Here is a 25,117-nt window from a genome sequence, read left to right on the forward strand (position 1 = left end):
TCACGGTCCTGCCGACACGAGCTGCTGTCCGGATGCCCATGACGTCCCTTCCTGCCAACCGGGTGTGGTGTGCGGGGAACGCTAGGCCCGAACAGGCAGGGATAGACGGTTTCGGCGGTTCACAGAACCTCACAGCGCCTTACACGACCTTACAAACGCAGGTCAGGATGCAGATGGGTGATCTTGCCCGCCCGCACGCGCGCCTGCGTCGCCGGGCGAGCAGAGCGGTCGGCGGAAGCTCGGTGTCCGTACTATCGTCACGCCACGACCAGGTTGGGCCCGCATTCGTCTCGGCGTCAGGGTGGTGGTCATGACGGCGATCGACAGGATCGGCGACGAGGTGCGGGCCCTGGTTGACGGTGTCGGCGGGGCGGCGCAACGGACGCGGGCGGTCGACGACGCTATCGAAGGGATCATCGTTCGGGCGGCCGGGGCGGGGTTCACGGGCACCGCAGCCGGACTGGGTCGGGCCCGTCAGGCCACGGCACAGATTCACGCTCTTCTGGTCGCCACCAGCGGGGTGCTGGCCGAGGTGTCCCGCGCGGTCACCGCCGTGGCGGACCAGGCCACACCCGGCGAGGTCATCTCCACGCTCACCCGGGTGGGAACGGAGCTGGCCGCTGTCGACATCAACCTCACCTCGGCGGTGGCCCGTATCGAACGCACCATGCGGCTGGTCAACAGCGCCCTGCAGGGTGGACAACCCGACGAAACCCTGTCGCGGTTGCGGCAGTTGGGACAGGGCATCGCAGCCATCCTCACCAGCACCCGGCGGGTCCGGCACTAGGTCGACGACGCGGTAGCCCAGGCCCGGCAGACGGGCGGCGAGGTGACACCGGCCACCGCGACCGGCTTCCCGGATCTGCCGTCCACCGGCAGCCCACCCCAGCCCGCCGAGACGAACTCCACCGCACCGGCGCCGGTGGAAGCCATCTGGACCCGTACCGACCCCGCCGCCCTGCCCGCCACACTCCGGCCCGCCATCGACCGCTTCGAACCACGACCGGCTGGCAGCAACCGGCCCACCCAAGGGCTGCTCGACGGCACACCGGTCACCTCCGGCGGAGGAGACCGATCCGTCGCAGCCGACCTCGATCACGATCCGCTACGCGGGCCGCCGGTCACCTTCTACGACCACGTGGAGTCCAAGGCCGCCGCTCGACTGCGCCGCACCGGTGCCGCCAGCGGTGACCTGGCCATCGACAACACCGTCTGCGGCACCAACGACCGTGACCAGGCCTACCCGTGGACCTGCGACAAGGTGTTACCGGCGATCCTTCCCGCCGGAAGTCGACTGCGGGTGTGGGTCACACGCGACGGCGGTGCCACATGGTGGCACCGTGAGTACACCGGCACCGGAGAAAGGATCACCCGCCCATGACGCTGCAACTCCGTGACTACCACGGCCACCCCTACGACCTGCCCGACCCAGAGGAGGCCGGTCGGCGGTTCGACGAGCAGGTCGAGGCGGTCATGCCCCACGGCGGCTGCGGACAGACCCTCACCATCGGCCCCGCCGGCCAGCCCGTCCTCCGCGTCGACATCGACATCGACGCCGACCGGGCCGCAGCGCGGTGGATGCCCGACAACACCTACGCCACCGCCGTGGACACGGCGGACGGCATCACCGTCTACGAGTCCCCTGACGCCGGTCTCGTCGAGATTCCCGCCGCTGTCGTCCGCCTCGACAGGGCCACGGCACGCAGGCTCGTCGTCGAGTACGCCGCCACCGGGCAACGGCCGGCGATCGTGTCCTGGACGCGGGAGATCTGACCGGCGCCGTGACACGGCTGTCCGGCCCCGGACGCTCGGGTCAGCGTGCCGGATACCGGTGGGAGCACACGACCTTGCCGGTGGTGCTGTCGACAACCACCATCACGCGTGACTGTGCCGGGTCTCCTGCCGCGACGATCTTCGCCGAGTCGGGCTGCCGATCGCAGGTCGCGATGGGACTCGTCGGGGTCGGTCGGGTGGGCTCGCCGGGAAGGACGCCAAGCGCCGTGATGCTCAGGGCCAGGACGGGGGCCAGCCGGTGCGATCGGCGCGGTGCCAGTCGCGGCGAGTTGGCTGGTGGGGCGCTGAGATCGATGACCCGGGTCTCCTGCGGGGACATGCCAGGACCCTACGCGACGATCAACGCCGATCCGCACCCTCCGGCCGGGCACGGTACGTATTCGTGGATGACGTGAATGTGATCCTCATGTTTGACTGATCTCTATGTCGGGGCGGGTACGGCTGGCGATCGACTACGGCGGCACCGCCACCGTGGGGGTGGTCGCCTGGCCGGACGGCCGCTGGGCGCCGGTGACCGTCGACGGTTCGACGGTGGTGTCGAGCGCGGTCCTGATCGCCGAGGACGCGAGTGTGTGGACCGGTGAGCAGGCGTGGCAGGCCGCCGCGCGGCAGCCGGACCGGTTCGTGCCGGCGCCACGCCGTTCGGCGGAGCAGCAGATCAGTGTGGGTGGCCGGCAGGTGGAGGCGGCGGACCTGGTGGCGGCGACGCTGCGGCGGATCGCCGGGCAGGCGCAGCTTCTGGCGGGCGGGCCGGTGGAGGATGTGCGGCTGGTCGTACCGGCCGGGTGGGGGCCGAGGCGGCGGACGTGGATGCGGCACGCGGCGCACCGCGCCGGCCTGGGACAGGCCAGTCTGGTGGAGGCGCCGGTCGCGGTGGCCGTGCACCTCCTCGCGGCCGGCACCCAGCTGCCGGTGGGCGCGTACCTGGCGGTGGTCGACGTCGGGGGTGGAGCGGAGGCCACCGTCCTCCGCCGCGGTCCCGCCGGGTTCGAAGTCCTGGCGACCCTGGCCGATCCCGCCGCCGGCGGCGACGCCATCGACCACGCCCTCGCGGCGGCTCTCACCGACGGCGGTGACGGTGGCGGGTGGGAGTGGGCGGCGAGCGTGCGGACCGCGAAGGAAGGACTCTCCCGGCACGCCGCAGTCACCGTGCCGCAGCCGGATGGGACGGCGGTGGTGGCCACCAGCGGAACGCTGGAGCAGGTGGCGCGGCCGGTCCTGGACCGGGTCGGGCAGCTCACCATGGACACGGTCGTCGCCGCCGACCTGACCCCGGCGGACCTGGCCGGGGTGTGCCTGGTCGGCGGCACCGCCCGGCTGCCCCTGGCCGCCGCCGTCGTCGCCGAGCGGACCGGTCTCACCCCACAGGTGGTGGACGACCCGGTGCTGGCAGCCGCCCGAGGCGCTGCCGGCGCCAGCACCACCACCGCCGGTGACGGCACGACGGACGCGGAGCCGGTGGTACCGCCGGCACGACGCGCGTTAGACGTCGCGGTGCCCGGGTTCATGTCGCTGGCCATGCTCGTCCAGATGTTGCTCACCGTCTACCGGGGCGGGGTGTACCCGAACTCGTGGGTGGAACCGTCCTGGGGGCAGTTGGCCATGGCGTCCGTGTTCGCGGTCATCGCCTGTTTGTCCGCCGGGACCCTCCTCGGATCCCTGGCCGCCACCCACGGGGGCGCTATGCCGGGTGGGCGGGCGTCGACGGTGAGCGTGGGCATCCTGTCGGCGATGTCGATGGGCACCGCCATAGCGGCGTTGTACGCGGTGGTCGCCGCCCAGTACCTCCAGATGCCCGTCGGCCCGTTCCTGCGCTGGTCCCTGCTGCCCGTCGCCCCCGTGGCGGTCCTCGCCCTGGTGGCGGCGGTGGTCGCCGCCCGCGCATGGCGTACCCCACCCGGCGGATGGTCGGCCCTCCTGTCGTTCCCCACCGTGTCGGTTCTTACCGCGGGAGTCGGCATGGGCCTCGTCCAGTACTCCGCGACCGCCGACCGGTGGCCCCACATGATCCTCTGGATCGACCTCGCCGGCCGCCTCGGCGGCCTCCTGATCGGCATCGGCGCCATCACCGCACTGATCCGCCCCTGGGTCCTGCGGCTGATCATGGGCGCGCCCCTCGCCGTGACCACCGCCGCGATCACCTCCCACCGCACCATCGGAATCCTCGCCGGCATCTACGCCACCGCCGTCACCGCATGGTGGATATACCGACTCTGGACCCGCCTCGTCCGCAACCCGCCCACACCCCATGCCCCCTAACCCCCACCGCCACCCGGCCGACGGTTCTCCGGCTCGCGGACGGGGGTGGGCGCGGTGAGGTGGCCCCGCCAGGTCGCCTCAGCCGCAGGACTACTCGTCATCCTGGCCGGCCCGCCGGTCGTCCTCACCTACGGCATCGGATGGCCCCTACCCGCCCGCCCCACCCCGGACCAGTGGGAACAGTGGGTCAGCGAACCCCTGACCGAGGACACCCTGATGGCGGGCCTGATCCTGCTCGCCTGGATGCTGTGGCTCCTCACCGCCACCATCACCCTCCACACCGCCGCCGTCCGAGTGAAAGCAACGATCCGCCGGCTCCGGCGGGTACCGCTACCGACCCCGATGCAGGCCACCGCCACCGGCATGGCCGGCGCCGCCGCCCTCTGGACACCCACCACCTCCGCCGTTCCCGTCGACGAACCCGCCGCCCCCACCACCAGCAACCTGCACCACAGCAACCCCCAGCGGACGGCAGCTGCAGGGGTGGACGTGCCGGGCGGGTGGATACCCGCCGAAACCGCCCAGCAGATCGCCGCCGCCGGCGCCTTGGTGTGGCTCCGCCGCCGCCGCGCCTACCAACCCCCACCAACGGCCCAACGCCGTGACGACAGCGACCTGACCCCACTCCCCGCCACCGTCACCACAGTCCAGGCCGCCCTCGCCACCACCCCCACCCCACCCGCCGCCGGCCCGCCGGCGCGGATCCCGCCCGGCGGAGTCGGCCTGACCGGCCCCGGAGCCGCCGACGCCGCCCGAGGCATCCTCCTCACCACCCTGCTGCAAGCCCTCCGGCCCACCGAACTTCCCACCACGGCCCTCATCACCACCCGAACCGACCTGCACACCCTCCTCGGCCCACACGCCCCACCCCTGGACGGCATACCGGGACTACTCCTCACCGACACCCTCGACCAGGCCCTCACCGCACTCGCCCGTCCGGACACCCCGCCGGGACCGCGGCCGACACTGCTCACTCACCTACCGGATGGCTCAACCACCACCGACATCGGCGAAGTTCTCACCCACGCCACCGCCGTCCTGATCGGCACCTGGACCCACGGCCCCACCTGGTACGTCGAAGCCGACGGACACATCGAGACAAGCGGCGACCGCCGTCGGCTGTGCGTCCTCACCCCCACAGCCGCGACCGATCTCCTCGCCGTCCTCTCCCCCACCCCGACCACGACACCAGCCACGACAACCGCACCCCGACAACGGCCACCCACACCCGTTCCGCCACCCGAACCACCTCGACGAAAGCGCCTCCACCTACAGGTCCTCGGCGACGTCGCCCTCCGGTCTGACGACACACCCGTACCGATCCGCCGCAGCGCAGCCCTGCAGATCCTCGTCGCCCTCACCATCCGCCCCGAAGGCATGACCACCCGAGACCTGGCCACCACCATCTGGCCCGGCCTACCCCCGATCACCATCACCCGCCGCCTCTACACCACCCTCAGCGACCTCCGCAAAGACATCACCACCACCGACAACCCCGACCCCATCCACCACGCCGACGACCGATACCGCCTCGACCCCCAGCACCTCACCGCCGACCTCTGGCACCTCCACACCGCCATCGACCACGCCACCACCGCGCTCACCGACCACACCCACGCCCACCAGGCCGTCATCGACCACTACACCGGCGACCTCGCCACCAACCACACCTGGCCCTGGCTCGACCCCACCCGCGAAACCATCCGCCGACACGTCATCGACGCCCACACCGCCCTCGCCACCACCACACCCGACCCCGGAACCCGACTGCACCACCTACAGGACGCCCTCCGCATCGACCCCTACAACGAGCACCTCCACCACCTCGCCGCCGACACTCTCACCACACTCGGCGACCACCAAGCCGCGCACACCCTTCTCACCCGCCACCGCCAGCGACTCACCAACGCCGGCCTCGGCCGTCCTTCCATCCCCCACAGCAGTAAGACCTGGCCCTGACAACGAGCCTGCCCATAGGGCTCTGACCATGCGATCCAGGCTTCGCGACACGTCCAACCGTCCGCTCCGTAGCAGGGCATCAACGCTCGAGAAGCGAACTCGGCGCCCTCCGCCGTGAAGAAGTCGACAATCGGCAGACTGCTGCAGGCGACTGGCCGTCGCAGGAACTCCACATCCAGTAGGGCAGAATTCGGTTATGCCACCAGCGCCGGTACCAGACCAAGCGCATCTTCTCTGGCCTACCGTTCAGGCCCTTCGCACCCTCGGTGGGTCAGGTTCCATCGACGAGATCGTCGAGACCGTTCTTGATCAACAGGGTTTCACAGAGGAGCAGCAACAGGTCCTGCACGGCGACGGACCAAGAACCGAGATTGAGTACCGCCTTGCCTGGGCACGGACATACCTGAAGTTCATGAACCTGCTCGTCAACAGTCACCGTGGGGTGTGGACCCTCACCGAGCGTGGGCGGACGGTCCGCCGAGAGGAGATCCTTGGCCTACATGCTGGGGTCGTCGCTCGGCAGCGCGAGGAGTTGCGTGCCAAGCGCCGAGCCCAGCGGTCAAAGGTTCTACCGGCCGGCGTCGAGCAGCAGGTCGAGGATGAGCAGGACTGGCGAGAAGAGCTGCTGGATGTCCTGATGTCGGTGTCGCCGGCCGCCTTCGAACGACTTGCGCAACGACTCCTACGCGAGGCCGGATTCATCAGCACGACGGTGACGGGACGCACGGGCGACGGCGGTATCGACGGCATGGGGGTGTACCAGATGTCCCTTGTTTCGTTTCCGGTCTTCTTTCAGTCGAAGCGGTACCGAGGAAGTGTGGGAGCGGGTGCTGTCCGTGACTTCCGCGGCGCGATGGCGGGGCGTGGTGACAAGGGCTTGTTGATCACTACCGGCACCTTCACGGCGGACGCAAAGGCAGAGGCAACGCGGGACGGGGCACCTCCCGTGGATCTGATCGACGGACGACGCCTCTGCGACCTCCTTAAGGAGTACGACCTTGGTGTACGCACCGAGAAGCGCATAGTGGAGGACATAAGCGTCGAGAAGGATTTCTTTGTTGACCTATGAGTGCATCTCGGACTGCCGCTCGGGCCAACCCGGAAACTGGGGACACCTCGCGGACCCGGTGGGTCGGTCGAACCGGAACCCGAGCCCCGTACCGTCGGCGTCGTTCGACGCGAATGGCCCGTGGTGGGGTCCATGACGGTTGTCCCAGGGCCTGAAGCCCGACCTCCGGCAGACCGGTCGGGCGGTTGGGTCGCCACAGACAAGGGCGCACACCTTCGGGGGCGCCGTACACGTAACACAGCACCCGAAATGACCCTACGTCGGGCGGTGCACGCTCTAGGCCTTCGTTACCGACTGGGACGCACCCTGGTGAACCGCAGTCGGCCGGACATGGTCTTCCCTGGTCCCCGTGTCGCAGTCTTCGTCGACGGATGCTTCTGGCACGGCTGCCCACAGCACGGACCCTCCCGGTTCAGGGGCCCGAACGCCGAGAGATGGGCGACGAAGATCGCCGGCAACAAGCAACGGGATCAGCGGGTTGAGGCAGAGTTGACCGCGGCCGGCTGGCGGGTGGTCAGGGTATGGGAGTGCGAGGTGCGTAAGGCAGTGACCGAGGCTGCCCGCAGGGTTGCCCGGACAGTGCGCGGTGAACCAGCCCCGGTCGACCCTTCAGGCTCTCGAACCGAGTAGCAGGCCTCGGGCCGACTCCGAGGGACTGCTCACAGGGCTCGATGGCTGGTAGCCCCGATGCAGAGCAACACCGCGGAATCGCGCAGGCATTGAAGCCAGAGGCAGCCACCTCGGCACCCCGGTTACACAGCGCAGGTTCGCGATGACAACAACGAAAACCGTAGAACTTGTGTTCTAATGGCGCTGCGCCCACGCCGGCAGACAAAGGTGGAGACCGTCCGACCCACCGCTCACTGCGGTGTGCCGCGCCCACGTGCAGGAGTGGCACCAGAAGTTGCCGCAGTTCGTGAGGAAGTCCAGAGGACAGCCGGCGTGGGCGGGTTCGGGTGCGTCCCGTCTGTGGGCTCCCGGGTGAGTGTGAGATCCTGGTGCCCGTCGTCGTCGAACGGAGGAAGCGTCGTGAGCGCACGGAACCTGTACAGCGTGGCCCCTTCTGCTGCACGGTTGACCGACTCGCTGCGTGACATCGGATACGACTTCCCGACGGCGGTGGCCGACGTTGTCGACAACAGCGTTGCCGCAGGTGCCAGTCGAGTCGAGATCGACATCGTGTTCGACGGCGCCGACTCGTGGGTGATGATCGCTGACGACGGCGAGGGCATGAGCGCCAACGGGTTGTTGGAGGCGCTGCGCTACGGCAGCCGACGCGACTACGGTCGCGGTGACCTCGGCCGGTACGGGCTGGGGTTAAAAACCGCCTCGCTGTCGCAGTGTCGGTCTCTCACGGTGGTGAGCCGTCGGAGGGCGGCCACGGCCCGAACCGTATCGCGGATGATCGACCTTGACCTCATCGCCGAGGTGGACGACTGGGTGGTCGCCGAGCCTGCGTCCGACGACCAGACCGCCCGTGCCCGCGAGACGGTGGCAGACACGGGTGGAACCGTGGTGCTGTGGCGCGGACTCGACCGGGTCCTGCCGGAGCGTAATCCGGATGGTGGGTGGGCCCGCCGCCGGTTGGAAACGCTGGCGGGCAGGACGGCGGATCACCTCGGGACGGTTTTCCACCGTTTTCTAGAGGGTGAGGTCGGTGGCGGCCTCGTGATCACGGTGAACGGTGAGAAGGTCCGGCCGTGGAATCCCTTCGCCCCGGACGAACCGGCCCGCGAGATCCTTCCCCCGCTGCGCTTCGAGGTCACTGTAGGTGAGGCCACCGGTACCGTGGCGCTGCAGCGTTACGTCCTGCCGTCCCGTGACCAGTTCACGTCGCAGTCGGAGTTCGAGCGGTTGTCGGGCCCACTGAACTGGAACCGGCAGCAGGGTCTGTACGTCTACCGTGCTCAGCGGCTGGTCCAGTGGGGTGGTTGGAACGGGATGCGGGGCATCGACGAGCACACCAAGCTTGCCCGGGCTTCGCTGGACTTCGACACCGACCTCGACGTGGTCTTCAATATCAACGTGGCGAAGATCAGGGTGGCGATGCCACCCCAGCTACGTCAACTGCTCGAGCGGCCTGTGCACGAGCTGTGCATGCGGGCCGACGACGCCTACCGCAAGAACTCGCGCATCGCCTCGGAAGACGGAGGAGGCGCTGCCCCGGAACAGCTGGCTGCTCTGTCCCGGGGCGAGGCGTCCGGGGCGGCGCCGCCCATGCCTGTCGTCGGACTGGCACTGCGCGCTGCAGCGATGCGGGCCGGTGAGTACGAGGCCCTGCGGCGGATCGGCGAGACGCTGCGGGCCGAGGCTCCGGACGTCGCCGCCGCCCTGGGCTTCAGGGGCTGACCACGGGCTGCGGCGCCCTCCAGTTCCCGGCTGTGGTGGCCGCGCTGCAGGCTTGGTTCAGTGGGCAGCGTGGGCATGCGGGATCGGCCGGGCGGCAGACGGAGACCGCGATCTCGATCAGGCCGAGGTGGGCCCGGCGCGCGTTGGTGTCGTCGCCGACCATGCGGGCCACCGCCAGCCGCCCGGCCGTCATCTTGCTGCTGCGTTCGACGTGCTCGGTGTCGTTGGTGAAGCGGGCGGCGACCCGGTGGATACCCTTGGTGATCAGCACCGGTTCCTCGGCGTCGTCCTCACCGCGTGTGGGAACCGCGAGCACGGCAAGGTCGACCACGGAGGACTCGATGCCCTGCAAACCGTAGATGCTGTCGTCGTCCAGCGGGTCCCCCTGCTGGCTGGCAAGTGTCCGGGCCAGTTCGAGTAGCCGATCGGCCCGCTGCTCTCGATTGACCCACCGCCCCATCTCGAGTAGTTCGTCACCGGCGTCAACGGTGTTCTGCGGTTGCTCCCACCGTTCGACCAGAGGCCAGAGGAACCGCACGAGGTCCGGCGCCGCCCTGTCGAGCAACATCTCGGCGGACACGACCTGCCAGCGCGTCCGGGCACGGAGCCACGGAATGGTCGGCTCCCTGAGCGCGTCGAACCACTCGGCGAGCTTTTCAGCGATGTCTTGAGTACGGTGGGTCACCGCCGTCCCGGCGTCCAATGCTGTCACCACGGCGCGTCCGAGTTCGGTGCCGAGGGCGGGCGGAACGGCGTTGCCGATCTGGCGGAACGCCGCCGAGGGCGGGCCGGCGAAGCGGAACCAGTCCGGGAAGGTCTGCAGCCGTGCGGCCTCCCTCACGGTGAGGGTTCGGTCTTGGCGCGGGTGGATGTACCAGTAGCCGTCCTTGGCGATGTGCGCGGTGATGGTGCGGGAGTAGGTGTCCTCGCTCAGGCGCTTGTACTTGTCGTCGAAGATGTCGTCGCGGTAGCGCTTGACCTCTTCCGGCAGGTCCGAGTACCGAGTGTCGGCGCCCATCATGTCGAAGGCGCGTTGGTCGTCCTCGCGGACGGGTCTGGTGATGTGGTCGAAGACCTTAGCCGCATCCGACGGTGGTACGCCGCGGCGCATTTTCCTCTGGAAGGTCGACTCCGGACCGGCGTAGTCCGTCCAGCCGTCCGCACCTCCCGCGGGTCGCCAGCCGCCTTCGACCTCGGGTAGGTCACCGATCGCGTTCCAGACCGAGACCCGGTCCGGCACCTCGGCCGGCCAGTCGAAGGCGATGCCGTCTCGGAGTGCGACCAGGATCAGCCTCTGCCGGAACTGCGGTACGCCGTAACGGAGTGTGTCGACGACCCTCTCCTCCACCGCGTACCCGATGGACTCGAGTTCGTGCACCATTGTGCGCAGGATGAACATCTCCCGGTCGAGAGCCATGTCCGGCACGTTCTCCATGATCACGGCAGCCGGTCGGGCCAGCTGGATGACCTCCAGGAACGAGCGCCAGAGATCCCGACGTTCGTCGTGGGGTGGACGCAGACCGTGACGGACCTGGTGGCGGATCAGTGAGCGGCCCGCTCGGGAAAAGGGCTGGCAGGGCGGCCCGCCGGCGAGGAGCTCGATCTCCGCAGCCTTGACCAGGTTCGCGATCCGTCTGACGTTGGCGGTCTCTCCGAGGTCGCAGTCGAGCGTGAGGCCCGGGTAGTGGTGTCGGTGGGTCTCGACGGACTCCGGGTCGCGGTCTGCCGACAGAACCACGCGGAACCCGGCCGCGTCGAGACCGAGGCTCAGGCCACCGGCGCCGCTGAAGAGGTCTGCGGCGAGCCGCTCGCCGCGCCCACGGCACTCCGCCGCGAAGCGGAGGAACTCATCGTCGCTCGTGCATGCCTGGGGATGTGGCGACAGTCGTACGAACGGGCCACGTACCAGCTTGACGCCGTAGCCTGCCCGACGCCGTTCGACGGCATCGTCGGTCATCCGTGTCACCTTCCCGATCGTCATGACGCACTGCGCAGGTTACCTCTGGGCTCCGACGCCGCATGTCGGGCCGCCCCCGGTCGTCGCCGTCTGATCGTTCGCTCGACCGGGCCGATCGGGCATTCGTCGGCCATGCGGTCGGCCGGAGGTTGATCGGCCGACCCGAAACAGGCCCGATGCGGCATCACGCCTCAGACCAGTGGGTCTTGTCGGTCCTGTCCAAATCGTGAAGAGTTGGTGCCAGCAGCAACTGGGTCGGCGCGTACTGTGACGGCACATGTCGAATGATTCTCCGGAGAACTGCATGCCCCTGACGAGTCCACCTGGGATGTGTGGCCCGCTCCACCGTGCCCATACCCTGCAACCCGGGGGCTCCCGTGGCTGAACCGGACATCGGCACCTACGCGCACGCACTCATCGGGGATGTCAGGACGCAGGCCGAGATCGAGGGTTGCGACCTCCACGAGGCGTTCACCCAACTGATGCTTGATCATCTGGCTGCTGACGGCCACACCGAGGACGCGGTCGCGGTGCACTTCAAGGACCACGGGGTGGAGGTCAGCGGGTACGGCACGGCTTCCGACGACCGGTCACTGGACCTCTTCCTCACCCACTACAGTCCCCGTGCCGACGACGACCACAAGATCGGGCGAGCGGACGTCGAGGCCTCGTTCAGACGGCTTGAGAAGTTTCTGGCCAGCTGTGTCAACGGCACGCCGAACAAGCGGGACCACTCCTCGGAGGTCGCCGGGATGCGAGCCGCCGTCGCAGAGAGGTTCAAGCGGGTCGAGTCGGTCCGGCTGGTGCTGATCACCAACGCCCGCAGCGTGGTTCGGGACGGCATCACCCCGGCCCTGTTCGAGGGTCGGCAGCTCAACCGGGAGCTGTGGGACCTTCGACGCCTGGCCAACTGGTCGGCCTCGGGGACCAAGGCCGAGCCGATTGTGGCCGAGTTCCCGGAGGGACTGCCCTGCCTGGCCACCCCCCGCACCGACGAGGACTACTCCGTCCTCCTGGCCATCGTGCCCGCCCCCGGTCTGGCCGACCTGTACTCCACCCACGGTGCCAGACTGCTGGAGCTGAACGTCCGCTCGTTCCTGCAGGTACGTGGTGGGGTCAACCGCGGGATCCTCGAAACCCTGAAGAGCAACCCGGAGCGGTTCCTGGCCTACAACAACGGCATCGCCGCCACCGCCTCCAGGGTGGACTTCGACGAGACCGACTCCGGCCAGCGGGTGATCCGCCGTATCCACCACCTGCAGATCGTCAACGGGGGCCAGACAACCGCGACGATCCACCACGCCCACCGCAACAAGGTCGACGTCGGCTCAGCACACGTACAGATGAAGCTGACAGTCATCTCGCCGGACCGACTCGACGACATCGTCCCGCAGATCTCCGCCTACTCCAACACGCAGAACCGCGTCACCGCCTCCGACCTGAAGGCCAACAGCGCCTTCCACGTCGACGTCGAGCGGATCATGCGAACGCTGTGGGCACCACCGAGTCCCGCACACCCCCACGACACCCACTGGTTCTACGAACGCGCCCGCGGTCAGTACGCCAACGCCCTCACCCGCGAGGGAACCCCGGCCCGGCAGAAGGTGTTCAAGGCTGCCAACCCCTCCACCCAGAAGTTCACCAAGTCCGACCTCGCCAAGTTCGAGCACTCCTGGACCATGGAACCGCACCTGGTCAGCCTCGGCGCGGAGAAGAACTTCACCCTGTTCTCGCAACGCCTCGACGAACAGCCCCCGGCCGTGGACAAGCAGTACTGCCGGCACCTAGTGGCCAAGGCGATCCTGTTCAGGAAGGTCGACAAGCTCGTCGCCAAGCAGAACTTCGGCGGCTACAAGGCCAACATCGTGACCTACACCGTCGCGAAACTCGCCCACGCGACCGGCCGAAGGATCGACCTCGACCGCGTCTGGCGCAACCAGGACCTCACCCCCGTGTTGCAGGACGCGATCACCGACCTCTGCCCGCTCGTACAAAAGGTCATCACGTCGCCGCCGGAAGGACGCACCAACGTCGGCGAGTGGACCAAACGACCGGAGTGCTGGACGGCGGTACGCGATCTCGACTGGGTCGTGCCACCTCAGTTGGAGGCGGAGCTCGTTGTCGTCGACACCTACGGCGACGACTTGGAGTTGGTTCGGGGAATCGGCACGGCCAACTGGACCGAACTGACCGTCTGGGGAGCCACCACGGGCCTGCTGAACGCCGAGCAGCGGCGGTCGACGACCGAGGTGACCCAGGCCCTGGAACAGGGCTGGGACCCCGCAGGACGACACCTACACGACGCACTGGAAGCCATGCGGCACGCCCGCCGCAACGGCTTCCGTCCGGCCGACCGGTTCTGACAGTCCGCCGGAGCACCGGCCACCACCCCCTGGAGCACGAATGTCGACCTGGTCTCGGGAGGTTCCCACCGAGGGAACGGTCAAGCTGCCACCGAACCCGCGGGCCATGGACGCACTGGGGCGCAACCACTCGCTGGAGACCGCTCTGGCCGACCTGGTGGACAACTCCGTCGACGCCGGCGCCAGCGACATCCTCATCCGCTTCGTGCAACAGGACACCCGGCTGGTCGGGCTCTACGTCGTCGACAACGGCCGAGGCATCGAACCCGAACGCATCGACACCGCGATGACCGTCGGCGGACAACGCCACTACGTCGGCACGGAACTCGGACACTTCGGCGTCGGCCTCAAAGCGGCATCGTTCAGTCAGGCCGCCAGCCTCACCGTCCTCTCGCGCGCTGCCGGACAGCCAGCCGTGGGCCGAAGGTGGCAACTCGCCTCCGGCAGACGGGACTACACCTGCGACATCGTGCCCGCCAGGTTCGCCGCCGCCGAACTTAAGCGGAAGTGGCAGTTGCCGAAGAGCGCGTCAGGTACCGTCGTCCGCTGGGACCAGGTCAGCGGCCTACCCACCTCGGACGACCCCGACCAGGTAGACGAGTTCCTCAGCCGCACCATCTCGCACCTGCAGGGACACCTGGGTCTGACCTTTCACCGCATCCTCACCGACCGTAACATCCGGATCGTCATCGACGCCGAGGACGTACGGGTCGGCGCGGGTGTCCGCCACCCGGTGGCGCCCATTGACCCGTTCGCGTATCCAGACACGCTGTCGGGCTGGCCGAAGGACCTGAAGGTCCGCGCCGACGGAAGCGACCTGCTCATGCGCTGCCACATCTGGCCACGCCGGTCCAGCACCCCGGAGTACCGGCTACCGGGCGGGGCGGAGACGCGGCAGGGTCTCTACTTCTACCGACGGAATCGGCTGCTCCACGCCGGCGGCTGGGAGGGCATTCACGCCCCTGACACCAAGCTTCAGCTGGCCCGGGTTGCCATCGATATCGACGGAGACACCAGCGGCCTTTTCGTGATGAACCCCGAGAAGTCGCGCGTGTCGGTCGGTCCCCGCTTCGCCCGGGCCGTGGCCACAGCCCGCGCCGACGACGGCACCACCATCAACGACTACCTCCAAGCTGCCGAGGCAGCCTGGATCACCGCCAACCGCCGCACCACGGCACGACGCAAGCCGGTGTTGCCACCAGGCAAGGGCCTCCATCCGAAGGTGTCCCGCGAGATCCGCAACGAACTACCACTCCTGCCGGAGGAGCCCCTCAACATCCAGTGGAGGCGGTTCACCACTGACGCGTTCCTCGAGTTCGACCGCGCCAACAGGACGCTGTGGCTCAACCGGTCCTACCGCCAGGCGATTCTCGGCGGACGCCGCGGCAGCGGCAACGACGCGCCGGTACTCAAGGCCTTGTTGTTTCTCCTCGCCGGCAACGTCTTCGAGGGCGCCCACCTCGGCGCCCGAGGTAAGGTCAACATCGAGGTCTGGCAGGAGGTCCTCACCGCCGCCGCCAAGGCGGAGCGGTCCACCTTCGAGGCGCGCCCGTGACGACACCGGTAGACCGTCACCTCAGCGCCGACAGTTTCGCCGACTACTTGGAAAGCCAGGTTCCGATCGATCATCCGATTCCCGGCTCGCCGCGGCTCGTGCTCTTTGTCGATCCGCCGAACAACCGTATCGGGCTACGCGGACCTGCAACCTCGCACGAGGTTGCACCGGCCGGGCTGGAACACCTCGCCGTCCGCGCCGTGCATCAGCATGGGAAGCGGATGATGGAGGTTGTCGTCACCGACCCGAGGCTCTTCGTCGATGCCTATCCCCTGCTGTGTTCCGTCGCTGACCGGGTCCAGTTGGACCAGCAGACCATGACCGCCGCGCTCGCCGAGACCGTGCGGCGTCTCGGGCACCTCCTGAGTACCGAGAACGTCCTGTCACAGGAGAGGGAGATCGGGCTTGTTGGGGAGCTAGTCCTGTTCGTAGGCCTCGTACACGCCGCCGGGCCCGACGCGGCGATCGCATCATGGCGCGGTGGGCAGGCCGAAGAACACGACTTCGGACTTCTTGACCATGATGTCGAGGTCAAGACCACCACGTCAGAGCGCCGGTCTCACTGGATCTCGTCGCTGACACAGTTGGTCGAGACCGGGGATCGGAACCTCTGGCTGGTGTCCCTGCAGATCACTGCCGCAGGCACCACAGGCCGCACACTGCCGGACCTCATCACGATTACCCGCGACTGTCTGTCGTCTGCGACTCACCGCACCGCGTTCGATGACCTCCTGCGCAGCTCGGGCTGGCGGGATCGTTACGAGGCCACCTGCCGACGCCGATGGCGTCTGCGCACTCCACCCGAAGCCTTCCGGGTGTCTGAAGCATTCCCCCGTCTCACGCCTCGCCTCCTGACCGACGCCGGCGTGGATACCAGACACGTCACCGATGTCCGCTACCAACTGGACCTGACCGGACGAAGCGGCGATCACATGCCGCAGATCCTCATCGACGCTCTTAAGAGGGGACAGCGGGAACTGTCATGAGCGACACGGCCACCACCGCCTACAGCGCCGCACTCGACGCCATGCAACGACCCGGCCCCAAGCCCCTGCATGCTCTGGCCGCAATGCTGGGTGCCGATGCCAACGGAATTGCCGACGGGTCTGTTCTCTTGGCCCACCTGCGTGATGCCGGCCCGGAGGACGCCCTGCGTCAGCAGTTCGCCCACGCCCTCGCCGCCTGGGACCACGAGCAGAGCGGTGCCCCTTGGACCGGCGGCACCAGTCACAACACTGCCGCACGCCGCGCGGCGGTGATCGCCGCTCTCGGCATCGACGAGCAGACAGCGGAGCTGTTCGCCGACCTGTTTCCCTTCGCCGCCGCCGACGGCCCCATCGTCATCGCAGACGACTGGGAGGAGTGGCGCACCCCCCAACGCCGCACGGAACGCAGCTTCTACTGGTCCCACTACCAGCGCTACCTGCTTCACAAGTGGCGCAACCCCGACGCGATCGCCGACCTTGACAAGGCCACCGAGGAAGTCGTTCGCCGCCTCTCCGACCCGACCCGGACGTCGGCGTACCAGGCAAAGGGCCTCGTCGTCGGATACGTCCAGAGCGGAAAGACCGCCAATTTCACCGGCGTCGTCGCCAAGGCCATCGACGCCGGGTACCGTCTCGTGATCGTGCTCACCGGCACCACCAACATGCTCCGCGCCCAGACCCAGCGACGTCTCGACATCGAGCTGTGCGGCCGAGAGAACATCGAGCGAGAAATTTCCCCCCACGACCAGAAGGCCCACGAGTACCAGGACGACCCCGACTGGAAGCGTGACCGCTTCGTCCGCCACGGCGGACGGCCGTCCGACGCCGGCTACCCGGACATCCACCGTCTGAGCAACCACGCCGGCGACTACAGGCGCCTCAAGATGGGTTTCTCCGCACTCGAGTTCAGGGGACGAGAGCGCAACCGGAAATTCTTTGACCCTGCGAACCTTCACACCAGCGATGCCCGCCTCGTCGTGGCCAAGAAGAACGCCTCCGTCCTGGAAGCGCTGGTGGCAGACCTGGGCCGCATCAGCGAACGCCTCGGTGAGGTGCCGGTCCTCATCATCGACGACGAGTCGGACCAGGCATCGGTCAACACGGTCAGCCCGAAGAAGTGGAAGGAGGACAGCAAGAAGCGCACCGCGATCAACCGACTCATCGGTCAGCTGCTGCGGATGATGCCCCGCGCGCAGTACGTCGGATACACCGCCACCCCGTACGCCAACGTGTTCATCGACCCGTCCGACGTCGAGGACATCTTCCCCCGCGACTTCCTCATCTCCCTACCACGGCCAGACGGCTACATGGGCGCCGAGGACTTCCACGACTTCGATGCCGAGCTACCCCTCGACCAACGCCCTCTCGAGACGTCGAAGGAACGGGCACACGTGCGGTACCTCGGCGACGAGCCCGACGAAGGCGAACTGCGCCGCGCAATGGACATGTTCGTCCTCACCGGCGCCGTCAAGCTGTACCGACAACGACACGGAACCACCTACCGGCACCACACCATGCTCGTCCACGAGGCCATGGGCAAGGACTCCCACCGGCAGACAGCCGAACTGATCGGCCACCTGTGGAACACCGCCGGCTACTACCGGCCCACCGGCTTGGCCCGGCTACGCGACCTGTACCTCACCGACGTCCTGCCCGTGTCCCGCGCACAGGCACCCACACAGCTCACACCGGCCGACTTCGACGACCTACGCGACGACATCGGCGAAGCGCTCAGGCTCATCAGCCCCGCCGACCGTCACGGCAGCCCAGTTATTGTCGTGAACAGCGACACCGACCTTGAGAGGCAGCAGGAGAGCCTCGACTTCGACAAACGCGAGATCTGGCGCATCCTGGTCGGCGGCAACAAGCTCGCTCGCGGTTTCACGGTGGAAGGGCTGACCGTGACCTACTATCGACGCGCCACCGCACAGGTCGACACACTCATGCAGATGGGCCGGTGGTTCGGCTTCCGACCCGGCTACCGAGACCTCGTCCGCCTCTACACCACCCCCGACCTGCACGACATGTTCGAAGCCGCCTGCCGCGACGAGGACTTCCTGCGACGCGAACTGCGCCAGTACGCGACCCCGACCGACGGCACACAGCAGTTGACTCCCCGGCAGATCCCACCCCTGATCGCCCAGCACCGCCCGGATCTGCGACCCACCGGCCGCAACAAGATGTGGAACGCCAAGCTCGTCCTCAAGAGTTCACCCGGCCAGCCCATGGAGCCCGTGGCTTATCCCTCTGCCGGATCCAAGATCAAACACAACCTCGAACGGTGGGAGCCGCTACTCGCTGCCGCAGCCCAACGGTCCGCCAGGTTCGCGGTGCCGGGCGCCAGAACCACCTACGAGGCGGGGTTTGCAGTCGTCAGTCACACAGCGCTTCTGGCCGTGCTCGGCAACCTCAAGTGGCTGGCCGACGACACCTTTCAACCCGAACTCGCCTGGCTACGCCGCCTGAACGACGATCAGCTCTCACAGTGGATCGTGCTCCTGCCTCAGCAGACGAGGTCCACCACACGACGCCTCGTCGCCGGGCATGGGCCCTTCAGCATCTTCGAACGCCAACGCACCTCGTCCAGCGCCTCGTTCCGGGTGTTCAGCGAGGAACGACACCGAAACGCAGCGATGAGGATCGCCGGCGTAGACACGCCGACCCAAGATCCCGAAGCCGACACGCTCAGGGGTGACTCCACCGGAGCGATCATCCTCTACCCGACCGTTGAGAAGGGCAATCTCTCCGGAAGTGAAGGGCAAGCCATCGAAGACGAAAGGATCACAATCGGGTTCCACCTCGTCACCCCAATTTCCACGGCGCCGGCCGGTGGCAAGTTGATGCACTGGGTGACGGTGGACAAGACAAACCCGTACGCCTTGGTCGTGGATACACTATGAGACCTACTGAGCCTCGATCCACCGATGCGGTTGCCGCTGATGGCCAATTGATCTTTTTGTGATTGGTGATTCGGCAGGGTGTGTGGGAGCCGCCGATTACGTGATCGGCTTGCTCCGGTTGGGTGGTTCGGGGCGGGTAGCGGGGGTTGTGGCCTGTGGTCGGGCCGCCTGGTTCCGGCTGGTGGGTCGTGGTCAGCCGGGTGCCGGCCCGACGGCGGTGTAGAGGTTGTCGAGCGCTGCTTGCCAGGGCCAGTGCTCGGGTAGGTGCACGATGATGGTGCGGGCCCGGTGGGCGAGGCGGGCGGCGACGTTGATGATCCGGGTGCGGATGGTGGCCGGGCGGGCGGTCGCCCAGGCGCCGGCGGCGAGGTGTCCGGCGGCGCGGGTGAGGTTGTGGGCGATGCCGGCGCAGGTCAGCCAGGTGTCGTTCGCGCTGAACCGGCCCGAGGGCAGGTGCGCGAGGGGTCCGGCGATCAGGTCGGCGTTGACCTGCTCGATGATCGCGTGTTGGCGGTGCTGGGCTTCGGCCTGCACGAGCGTGTAGGGGCTGTCGGTGAACACCGCGTGATACCGGTAGGTGGGCAGCAGTTCTTCCTGGCCCGGGGCCTGGGCGGGGTCGTCGCGGCGGACGCGGCGCACGATCAGCCGGGCGGTGATCTGGTGGCGGGTGCCGGCGAACGCGGTGTACTCGGTCTCGGCGATCTGCGCGTCGGAGATCCACCTTCCGGCGTCGTCGTCCCAGACGGCCTGCGGATACTTGATGTCGATCCACTGGGCGTCCGTGATGCTCTCGCAGGCGGTGCGGATCTTCGCGTCGATCCGGGTGGTGAGTGAGAACCGCACCTTGCGGCGGCGGCAGGCGGCGATGACGGTCTTGGCGTAGAACGCCGAGTCGGCGCGCACCACGATCTCCCCCGTTGCGCCGCACGAGCGGGCCGTGGTGATCGCCTCGGCGATCATGCTGGCCGCACCGCGGGCCGAGCCGGCGTTACCGGCGCGCAGTCGGGTGGCGGCGATCACCGGCACCGACAACGGCGTGGACAACGTCGCCACCACAGGGTTGTAGCCGCGCAGCCAGACGTTGTAGCCGCCGACCTTGGCGTGGCCGAACCCGATGCCCTGCTTGCGCTTGCCGAACACCCGCCGCAGCATCGAATCGATGTCCACAAAACACAGCGTGTCGGCGCCGGCCAGCAGTGGTGCCCGCCGAGCCAGGCCGATCAACGTGTCTCGGGCGGCGGCCTGCAACTGCCGCACATGCCCATGGGTGAACGTGCGCAGGAACGAGCCGAGTGTCGAGGGCGCGTACACGCTGGTGAACAGCGACCGCATGCCGCCGTGCCGGGTCACGTCGAGGTCGTCGATGCTGTCCGCACCGGCGAGCATCCCCGCGATGATCGTGGCGACCTTCCCGGCCGGGTTCGCGCCCTTGTCCGTCGGCAGGCTCAACCGGTCGGTGACCGCGTCATGCAGACCGGCCCGCTCGGCCAGCCGCATCACCGGCACCAGCCCGGCACACGACACCAGATTCGGATCATCAAACGTCGCGCGCACCACCGGCGCGTCATGGCGTAATCTCACCTGCGAGGTGCCCTTTCGAGCCGAACGATAGAAGCGTGAGAACTCCTATCCTTCCAGCTCAAGGGGCACCTTCTGTCTACGGGGTCTCGCCAACCCAGCCTTCATCGGTGGATCGAGGCTGAGACGCCTTGGCAGGGCTCCTTTCGCGGAGTCCTGCCAAGGAAGGACCGGACGATGAGCTCCCACAGGGTGTGTTTCGAGGTTTGACCAGGGCTGCGGTGACGAGCAGTGGATGCCTGTCAGGCGTCATCGGTCTTCACCGCCGAGGGGTCGTCGGGTGGCTGGACGCCCAAGCGCTGAGCGCGCCGTCGGCGGGAGCGGTGCTCATTGGGGTCACCATGTGGAAGGCCAGGGTGGTGGCCTTCTCGTCGGCTGGCCCACCGGTGCCCCCGTCTGGGGCAGCCTCCGCGACGGCGTATACCAAGAGGCAGCCGGTGGCCGGCCCGCTGAGCCGGTCCGCGACATTGTCAGCGACCGGCGATGAGAGGCCGGCGATCCGACGTGCGGCCTGCCGGTGCTGCGGGGTGGAGATGAATCGGAAGGCGCCACTTTCGGTACGCCGGCGGACCGAAATCGTAAAAGGCCCGCTGCCCCGGATTGTCCGGGCGCCATCTGGGCGCAGATGCTCGGGAAACACGATGACCCATTGGGCGAGCTGACGCTCGGTCAGGCTCCGCAACCAGGTCAGGTGGGGCCGGAAGGCATCCTCCGTCAGCCAGGTCAGCCCGCCGAGCACGGACATCAGTGCCCGATGGTTGACGACCGAGACCAAGGCCGAGAACTCTCCGGATCGAGTCCCCGTACGGAAATGCTGCCTTGTTCGTGAGGTCCGCAGCACCGGCTCCCAAGCCCGGAGATTTCGGCGGATCGCCATGCCGTCGACCGGGTAGGCTACCGGCTCGATCGTGCGCCCCGGTGATCGCAGCTCGAGTAGGTAGGCGTTCCAGTTCCGGTCCCGGCGCTGGACCTGGATATCGGGGCGCAGGGCGACCAGTGCCTGCGGCAACCGGCTGGGCGGGAGCGGGCCGAACGTCGCGAGGCCGCGCCGGGCGGCGGACTCTGCTCGAAAGGCCGCCAGTAAGGGACGGTGCAGGGCCGGCCTCGTCACGAAGCGGATTAGATCCCGGTACGCCGCGTGGAACCCCAGCGACTGTCCCGCCTGGGACAGCCGGTCCAGCGAGGCCGAGGTGTACCACGCGTGCGTGATCACGGTGTCGCTGGACACGGTGGTCCGACGCTCGCCGGAGAGCACCACGACCGACCATCCCGATGCTCGGCCTGCTGGCTCGTGGTGAGTACTCAACTCGGCCTGCACCGGCTGCTCACCGATCAACCGGAGAGTAGTGGCCAGATCGGCCTGCAGATCGTTGAAGTCCGGCGGCATTGGCAGCTCGGGAGCGATCGACCGGCTGACCGAGAGGACATCGGTCTCGTACCGGTGCCGCAGCCTCCGACCCCGGTCACTGTCGTCCTCACGCCAGAGTGCCTCGATGCGCTCTGCGACCAGCCGGTGCTCGTCGATCCGGCGCGGGCCGTGAACGAGCAGGATGTGATCTTCGACCGGGCCGTAGCCGAATCGTTCGCGGTATCGCCGGACCGCTCCGGTGAGGACCCAGAGGTCCAGCGCGGCCTGCAGCGATTCGTCCCGCTCGTCCTCTTGAAAGAGCCGGACGTGGGCTGGCCGCTCGGAGACCGCCGCCGGGTCGGCGGATGCCAGCGCTTCGGGGTCGAGGTCTCGCAGGATCTCCGGCCCAATGCGATCGTCCGGTGCCGGAAGGCACATCACAAGATCCCGGGGGAACAGTTCCGCCGGATGTGCCGGATCCACCAGCGCGTTCGTGAAGAGAGTCTTGCCGAAAGCGACATACGCTGCTTGAGGCAGTTGCCGGGTCAGTAGCCGATGTAGCAGCCTCGCGAGTGAGCCCTCGGCTCGCGCCGTGTGCTCCCAGTCCCGGCGAGGCATCGCCGAGACAGTAGCCTCGTCGGTCAGGTCGTCGATGACCAGGGCCGGCCAACGGAACGTCCCCTCGCTGTCGATATCGGCGAGCAGCCTTCGCAGCACCGCCGCGTTCTTCTTGACGACAAGGATTCGGACCTTGGCCGCCCCGTCCGTGACGCCGAGGGTTCGCTCGATCCGGTGCCGCGTCTGCTGTTCCTGCGGATTCAGCGGGCCGGTCAGCACGATGACCAGGCGGTAGCCCCGGTCTAGCGCCATCGCGACGGTGGCGACCAGACAGGCTGACATACCCTCGCCTAAATGACCGACCACAAGGCCCCGGAAAGGCCTCGCCGACTCGGCCGAGGGCATACGACGGATCAGCTCCGCCGACTGCGTCTCGACCGCAGACACCGTTGCGTGGGCAAACCCGGAGTCGACGATCAGTTGGTGTCGGCACTGCCGCCAGGCGGGCCCATGGTCAATCCGGTCTGGCGCCGGCGAGCTCACGTCCTCGAAGGTCACCGTCTCGGGCGCGGGTTCGGCGGATCCGGTCTCGGGCTCAGTTTCGGGCCCGGCCAGATCGTGCAGCTGCTCGGCGGCGAGCAGATGACCCTGCTCGGCGGCCCGCTGGTACCAAAGACGCGCGTACTCCGGCTCCTCCCGCTCTTCCATCAGCAGGCCCAGGTTGTACATCGCGTCGGTGTTCCCGGCCGCAACTGCCTGCCGGTACCAGTAGGCGGCACCGGCGTGGTCCCCGCCAATCTTCCGGAGCACGCCCAGGTTCGTCATCGCTGTCATGTGCCCGTGATCGGCGGCCCGCCGATACCACTGGGCCGCCTCGTCGTCCTCGCCAGACTCCCGCAGGATCATCCCCAGGTTCACCATGGCGGCGGTATGGCCGGCGTCCGCAGCGCGCCGGTACCAGTCCATCGCCTCGTCCCAGGCCGTCCGGCGGCTGATCAGGACCGCCAGGTTGAACATCGCGAGCGGATCCCCGGCGTCGGCCAGCGGGCGCATCGCCGCCTCGGCTACGTCGTGCTCGCCCCGGGTGTACGCGGCGGCACCGATCAGGAAACGGGTCTCGGATTCGGCCCGCCCGAGCAGCGCGTCCCAGACGATCCGCGGGACCGCCGCCTTGGCGAGCCGGCCCTCCCCGTGATCGGTGCGGTCGACGAGATAGTCGGCGACCTGGTATCCGCCACCGGCCCCGGGCCAGAGGCAGGAACTCGCGCCAAGAAGCGGTTCACTCGCCCAAGCCAGTCCGGCCGCGGCCGGCGGCAGGTCACCGCGCTCCCGCAGGGCCGGCGTCAGGTAGTGCCGGAAGACCGCGGTCAGCAGATCCTCAGGGATCGGCTTGGACCATCCGGCGCGGCGGCAGTCCACCGCGGCGCTGATCAGTGCTTGACCCAGGTCCGCTCGCCGGTTCTCCTCGGCCGTCCAGCGCTGCATCAGCTGCGGGCCGGCGGCCAGGTACTCGGCGAAGCCCGCGTCCGCCCCGGCCGCCGCCACGATCCGGTCGTCGTCGCTGCGCTGGGCGAGTCGCTGCTCCATCGGACCCAGGTATTGATCGATGCGGACGCGTCGGTCCTCCGGGATGCGTTCGAGCACCCCGACACCGGTCCAGAATTCCTCGGCGGCCGGCGCGCTGTCCGGATCAGCCGGTCGCCGGTGCAGCCGGTCGAGTTCCTCGCCCCGAATCGTGGCCAGGACGACGACCTCGGAACGACCGGGTGGGCACAGCCGCTCCAGCACGCTGCGGTCAAGCCCTTGCGGCGTTAGGTAACGCTCGAGGTCGTCGAGCCAGACGACGACGTTCCGCAGTTCCTCCCCGGACTCGGTCAGCTCCCGAAGTGCCCGGCCGGACTCAGGCACCAGCAGTCCGTGCTCCGGCCGCAGGCGGTTAATTGCCTCGTAGGCGGTACGGGTCTTCCCCGCAGCGGCGCGGCCGTGCACCAGCACCACGCCCCCGCCGGCCACCAACCAGTCCAACTCCTTGTCCGCCTCGCGTTCGAGGTAAGGGAGGGCATTCCGGGCGGTCGGCCCGGTGGACCCGATAGCCGTCTTGACCCCGAGCTGCGCCGGGCGCACGTCGCGGACCCGGGGCAGGTCACCCTCGGATAGGTGGAGCGCGCACCGTCGCAGGACCTCGCGCCGGACCTGCCGTTGCGGCCGACCGCGCGCCTGCAGGACGAGTTGTCCGAACAGCACCGACGTGCCGACGACTCCGGCCAAGCCGCCGAGGATGCTCATCCACTCGTCCGCCTGGCTGCGGCCCTGCCGGGTCAGGAAAAGAACAAGCAGAAGAAATCCGAACGCTGCGATCCCGGTGAACCACCAACGCACCCACCCATCCTGGCGGGTGCGGCGGCCCGGGGCAAACGGCCGGCGATTCCGCCGGTCTGACAG

Annotated in this window: 16 protein-coding genes; 12 read left to right on the forward strand and 4 right to left on the reverse strand. The window is 68.3% G+C overall.

Translation table 11 applies throughout. From position 1 onward, the window contains the following. Positions 1 to 310: 310 nt before the first annotated feature. The 3 genes from ACQUFX_RS22275 to ACQUFX_RS22285 are packed head-to-tail and all read left to right on the forward strand — an operon-like array spanning position 311 to position 1,773. Positions 311 to 787 carry a DUF6244 family protein gene (locus ACQUFX_RS22275; protein ID WP_428962259.1) on the forward strand — a complete coding sequence of 159 codons (477 nt, stop codon included), beginning with the start codon at positions 311 to 313 and terminating at the stop codon, positions 785 to 787. A 42-nt stretch (positions 788 to 829) separates the two neighbouring features. Continuing rightward, a complete protein-coding gene (locus tag ACQUFX_RS22280) occupies positions 830 to 1,381 on the forward strand; it encodes a DddA-like double-stranded DNA deaminase toxin (RefSeq protein WP_428962260.1) in 552 nt (183 codons plus the stop codon). Further along, entirely contained in the window at positions 1,378 to 1,773 is a 396-nt protein-coding gene (locus tag ACQUFX_RS22285) for an Imm1 family immunity protein (protein WP_428962261.1), read from the forward strand. The genes ACQUFX_RS22280 and ACQUFX_RS22285 overlap by 4 nt, the downstream gene beginning before the upstream one ends. A 40-nt stretch (positions 1,774 to 1,813) precedes the next feature. Here ACQUFX_RS22285 and ACQUFX_RS22290 read toward each other — a convergent pair whose 3' ends face one another. Continuing rightward, on the reverse strand, positions 1,814 to 2,113 hold the full coding sequence (locus ACQUFX_RS22290) for a hypothetical protein (RefSeq protein ID WP_428962262.1): 300 nt from the start codon (positions 2,111 to 2,113) through the stop codon (positions 1,814 to 1,816). Positions 2,114 to 2,217: 104 nt separating this feature from the next. Between ACQUFX_RS22290 and ACQUFX_RS22295 the strand changes: the two genes are divergently transcribed. From ACQUFX_RS22295 to ACQUFX_RS22315, 5 genes are all read left to right on the forward strand, one after another. Next, on the forward strand, positions 2,218 to 4,053 hold the full coding sequence (locus ACQUFX_RS22295) for an Hsp70 family protein (RefSeq protein WP_428962263.1): 1,836 nt from the start codon (positions 2,218 to 2,220) through the stop codon (positions 4,051 to 4,053). Between the two features lie 54 nt (positions 4,054 to 4,107). Next, entirely contained in the window at positions 4,108 to 6,012 is a 1,905-nt protein-coding gene (locus ACQUFX_RS22300; RefSeq protein ID WP_428962264.1) for an AfsR/SARP family transcriptional regulator, read from the forward strand. A gap of 196 nt (positions 6,013 to 6,208) precedes the next feature. Further along, a complete protein-coding gene (locus ACQUFX_RS22305; protein ID WP_428962265.1) occupies positions 6,209 to 7,081 on the forward strand; it encodes a restriction endonuclease in 873 nt (290 codons plus the stop codon). Between the two features lie 132 nt (positions 7,082 to 7,213). After that, a complete protein-coding gene (locus tag ACQUFX_RS22310; protein WP_428962266.1) occupies positions 7,214 to 7,711 on the forward strand; it encodes a very short patch repair endonuclease in 498 nt (165 codons plus the stop codon). 399 nt (positions 7,712 to 8,110) lie between these two features. Then, entirely contained in the window at positions 8,111 to 9,430 is a 1,320-nt protein-coding gene (locus ACQUFX_RS22315) for an ATP-binding protein (protein WP_428962267.1), read from the forward strand. Here ACQUFX_RS22315 and dcm read toward each other — a convergent pair. Next, on the reverse strand, positions 9,420 to 11,387 hold the full coding sequence (gene dcm / locus ACQUFX_RS22320; RefSeq protein WP_428962268.1) for a DNA cytosine methyltransferase: 1,968 nt from the start codon (positions 11,385 to 11,387) through the stop codon (positions 9,420 to 9,422). The genes ACQUFX_RS22315 and dcm overlap by 11 nt on opposite strands. A gap of 377 nt (positions 11,388 to 11,764) precedes the next feature. On the opposite strand from dcm, the gene ACQUFX_RS22325 reads away from it, so the two are divergent. From ACQUFX_RS22325 to ACQUFX_RS22340, 4 genes are all read left to right on the forward strand, one after another. Next, positions 11,765 to 13,750 (forward strand): AIPR family protein, encoded by a 1,986-nt coding sequence (locus tag ACQUFX_RS22325; RefSeq protein WP_428962269.1) that lies wholly within the window; start codon positions 11,765 to 11,767, stop codon positions 13,748 to 13,750. A gap of 106 nt (positions 13,751 to 13,856) precedes the next feature. Then, positions 13,857 to 15,305 carry an ATP-binding protein gene (locus tag ACQUFX_RS22330; protein WP_428962270.1) on the forward strand — a complete coding sequence of 483 codons (1,449 nt, stop codon included), beginning with the start codon at positions 13,857 to 13,859 and terminating at the stop codon, positions 15,303 to 15,305. Then, on the forward strand, positions 15,302 to 16,291 hold the full coding sequence (locus ACQUFX_RS22335; protein WP_428962271.1) for a PD-(D/E)XK motif protein: 990 nt from the start codon (positions 15,302 to 15,304) through the stop codon (positions 16,289 to 16,291). The genes ACQUFX_RS22330 and ACQUFX_RS22335 overlap by 4 nt, the downstream gene beginning before the upstream one ends. Next, a complete protein-coding gene (locus ACQUFX_RS22340; RefSeq protein ID WP_428962272.1) occupies positions 16,288 to 19,191 on the forward strand; it encodes a Z1 domain-containing protein in 2,904 nt (967 codons plus the stop codon). The genes ACQUFX_RS22335 and ACQUFX_RS22340 overlap by 4 nt, the downstream gene beginning before the upstream one ends. Before the next feature lie 192 nt (positions 19,192 to 19,383). Here ACQUFX_RS22340 and ACQUFX_RS22345 read toward each other — a convergent pair whose 3' ends face one another. Further along, positions 19,384 to 20,772 (reverse strand): IS1380 family transposase, encoded by a 1,389-nt coding sequence (locus ACQUFX_RS22345; protein ID WP_428962273.1) that lies wholly within the window; start codon positions 20,770 to 20,772, stop codon positions 19,384 to 19,386. A 256-nt stretch (positions 20,773 to 21,028) separates the two neighbouring features. Next, positions 21,029 to 25,054 carry a tetratricopeptide repeat protein gene (locus tag ACQUFX_RS22350; RefSeq protein WP_428962274.1) on the reverse strand — a complete coding sequence of 1,342 codons (4,026 nt, stop codon included), beginning with the start codon at positions 25,052 to 25,054 and terminating at the stop codon, positions 21,029 to 21,031. Positions 25,055 to 25,117: the final 63 nt, after the last annotated feature.

Origin of the sequence: Micromonospora fluostatini (assembly GCF_050410825.1) — a bacterium.
Classification (GTDB): Bacteria; Actinomycetota; Actinomycetes; order Mycobacteriales; family Micromonosporaceae; genus Micromonospora; species Micromonospora rosaria.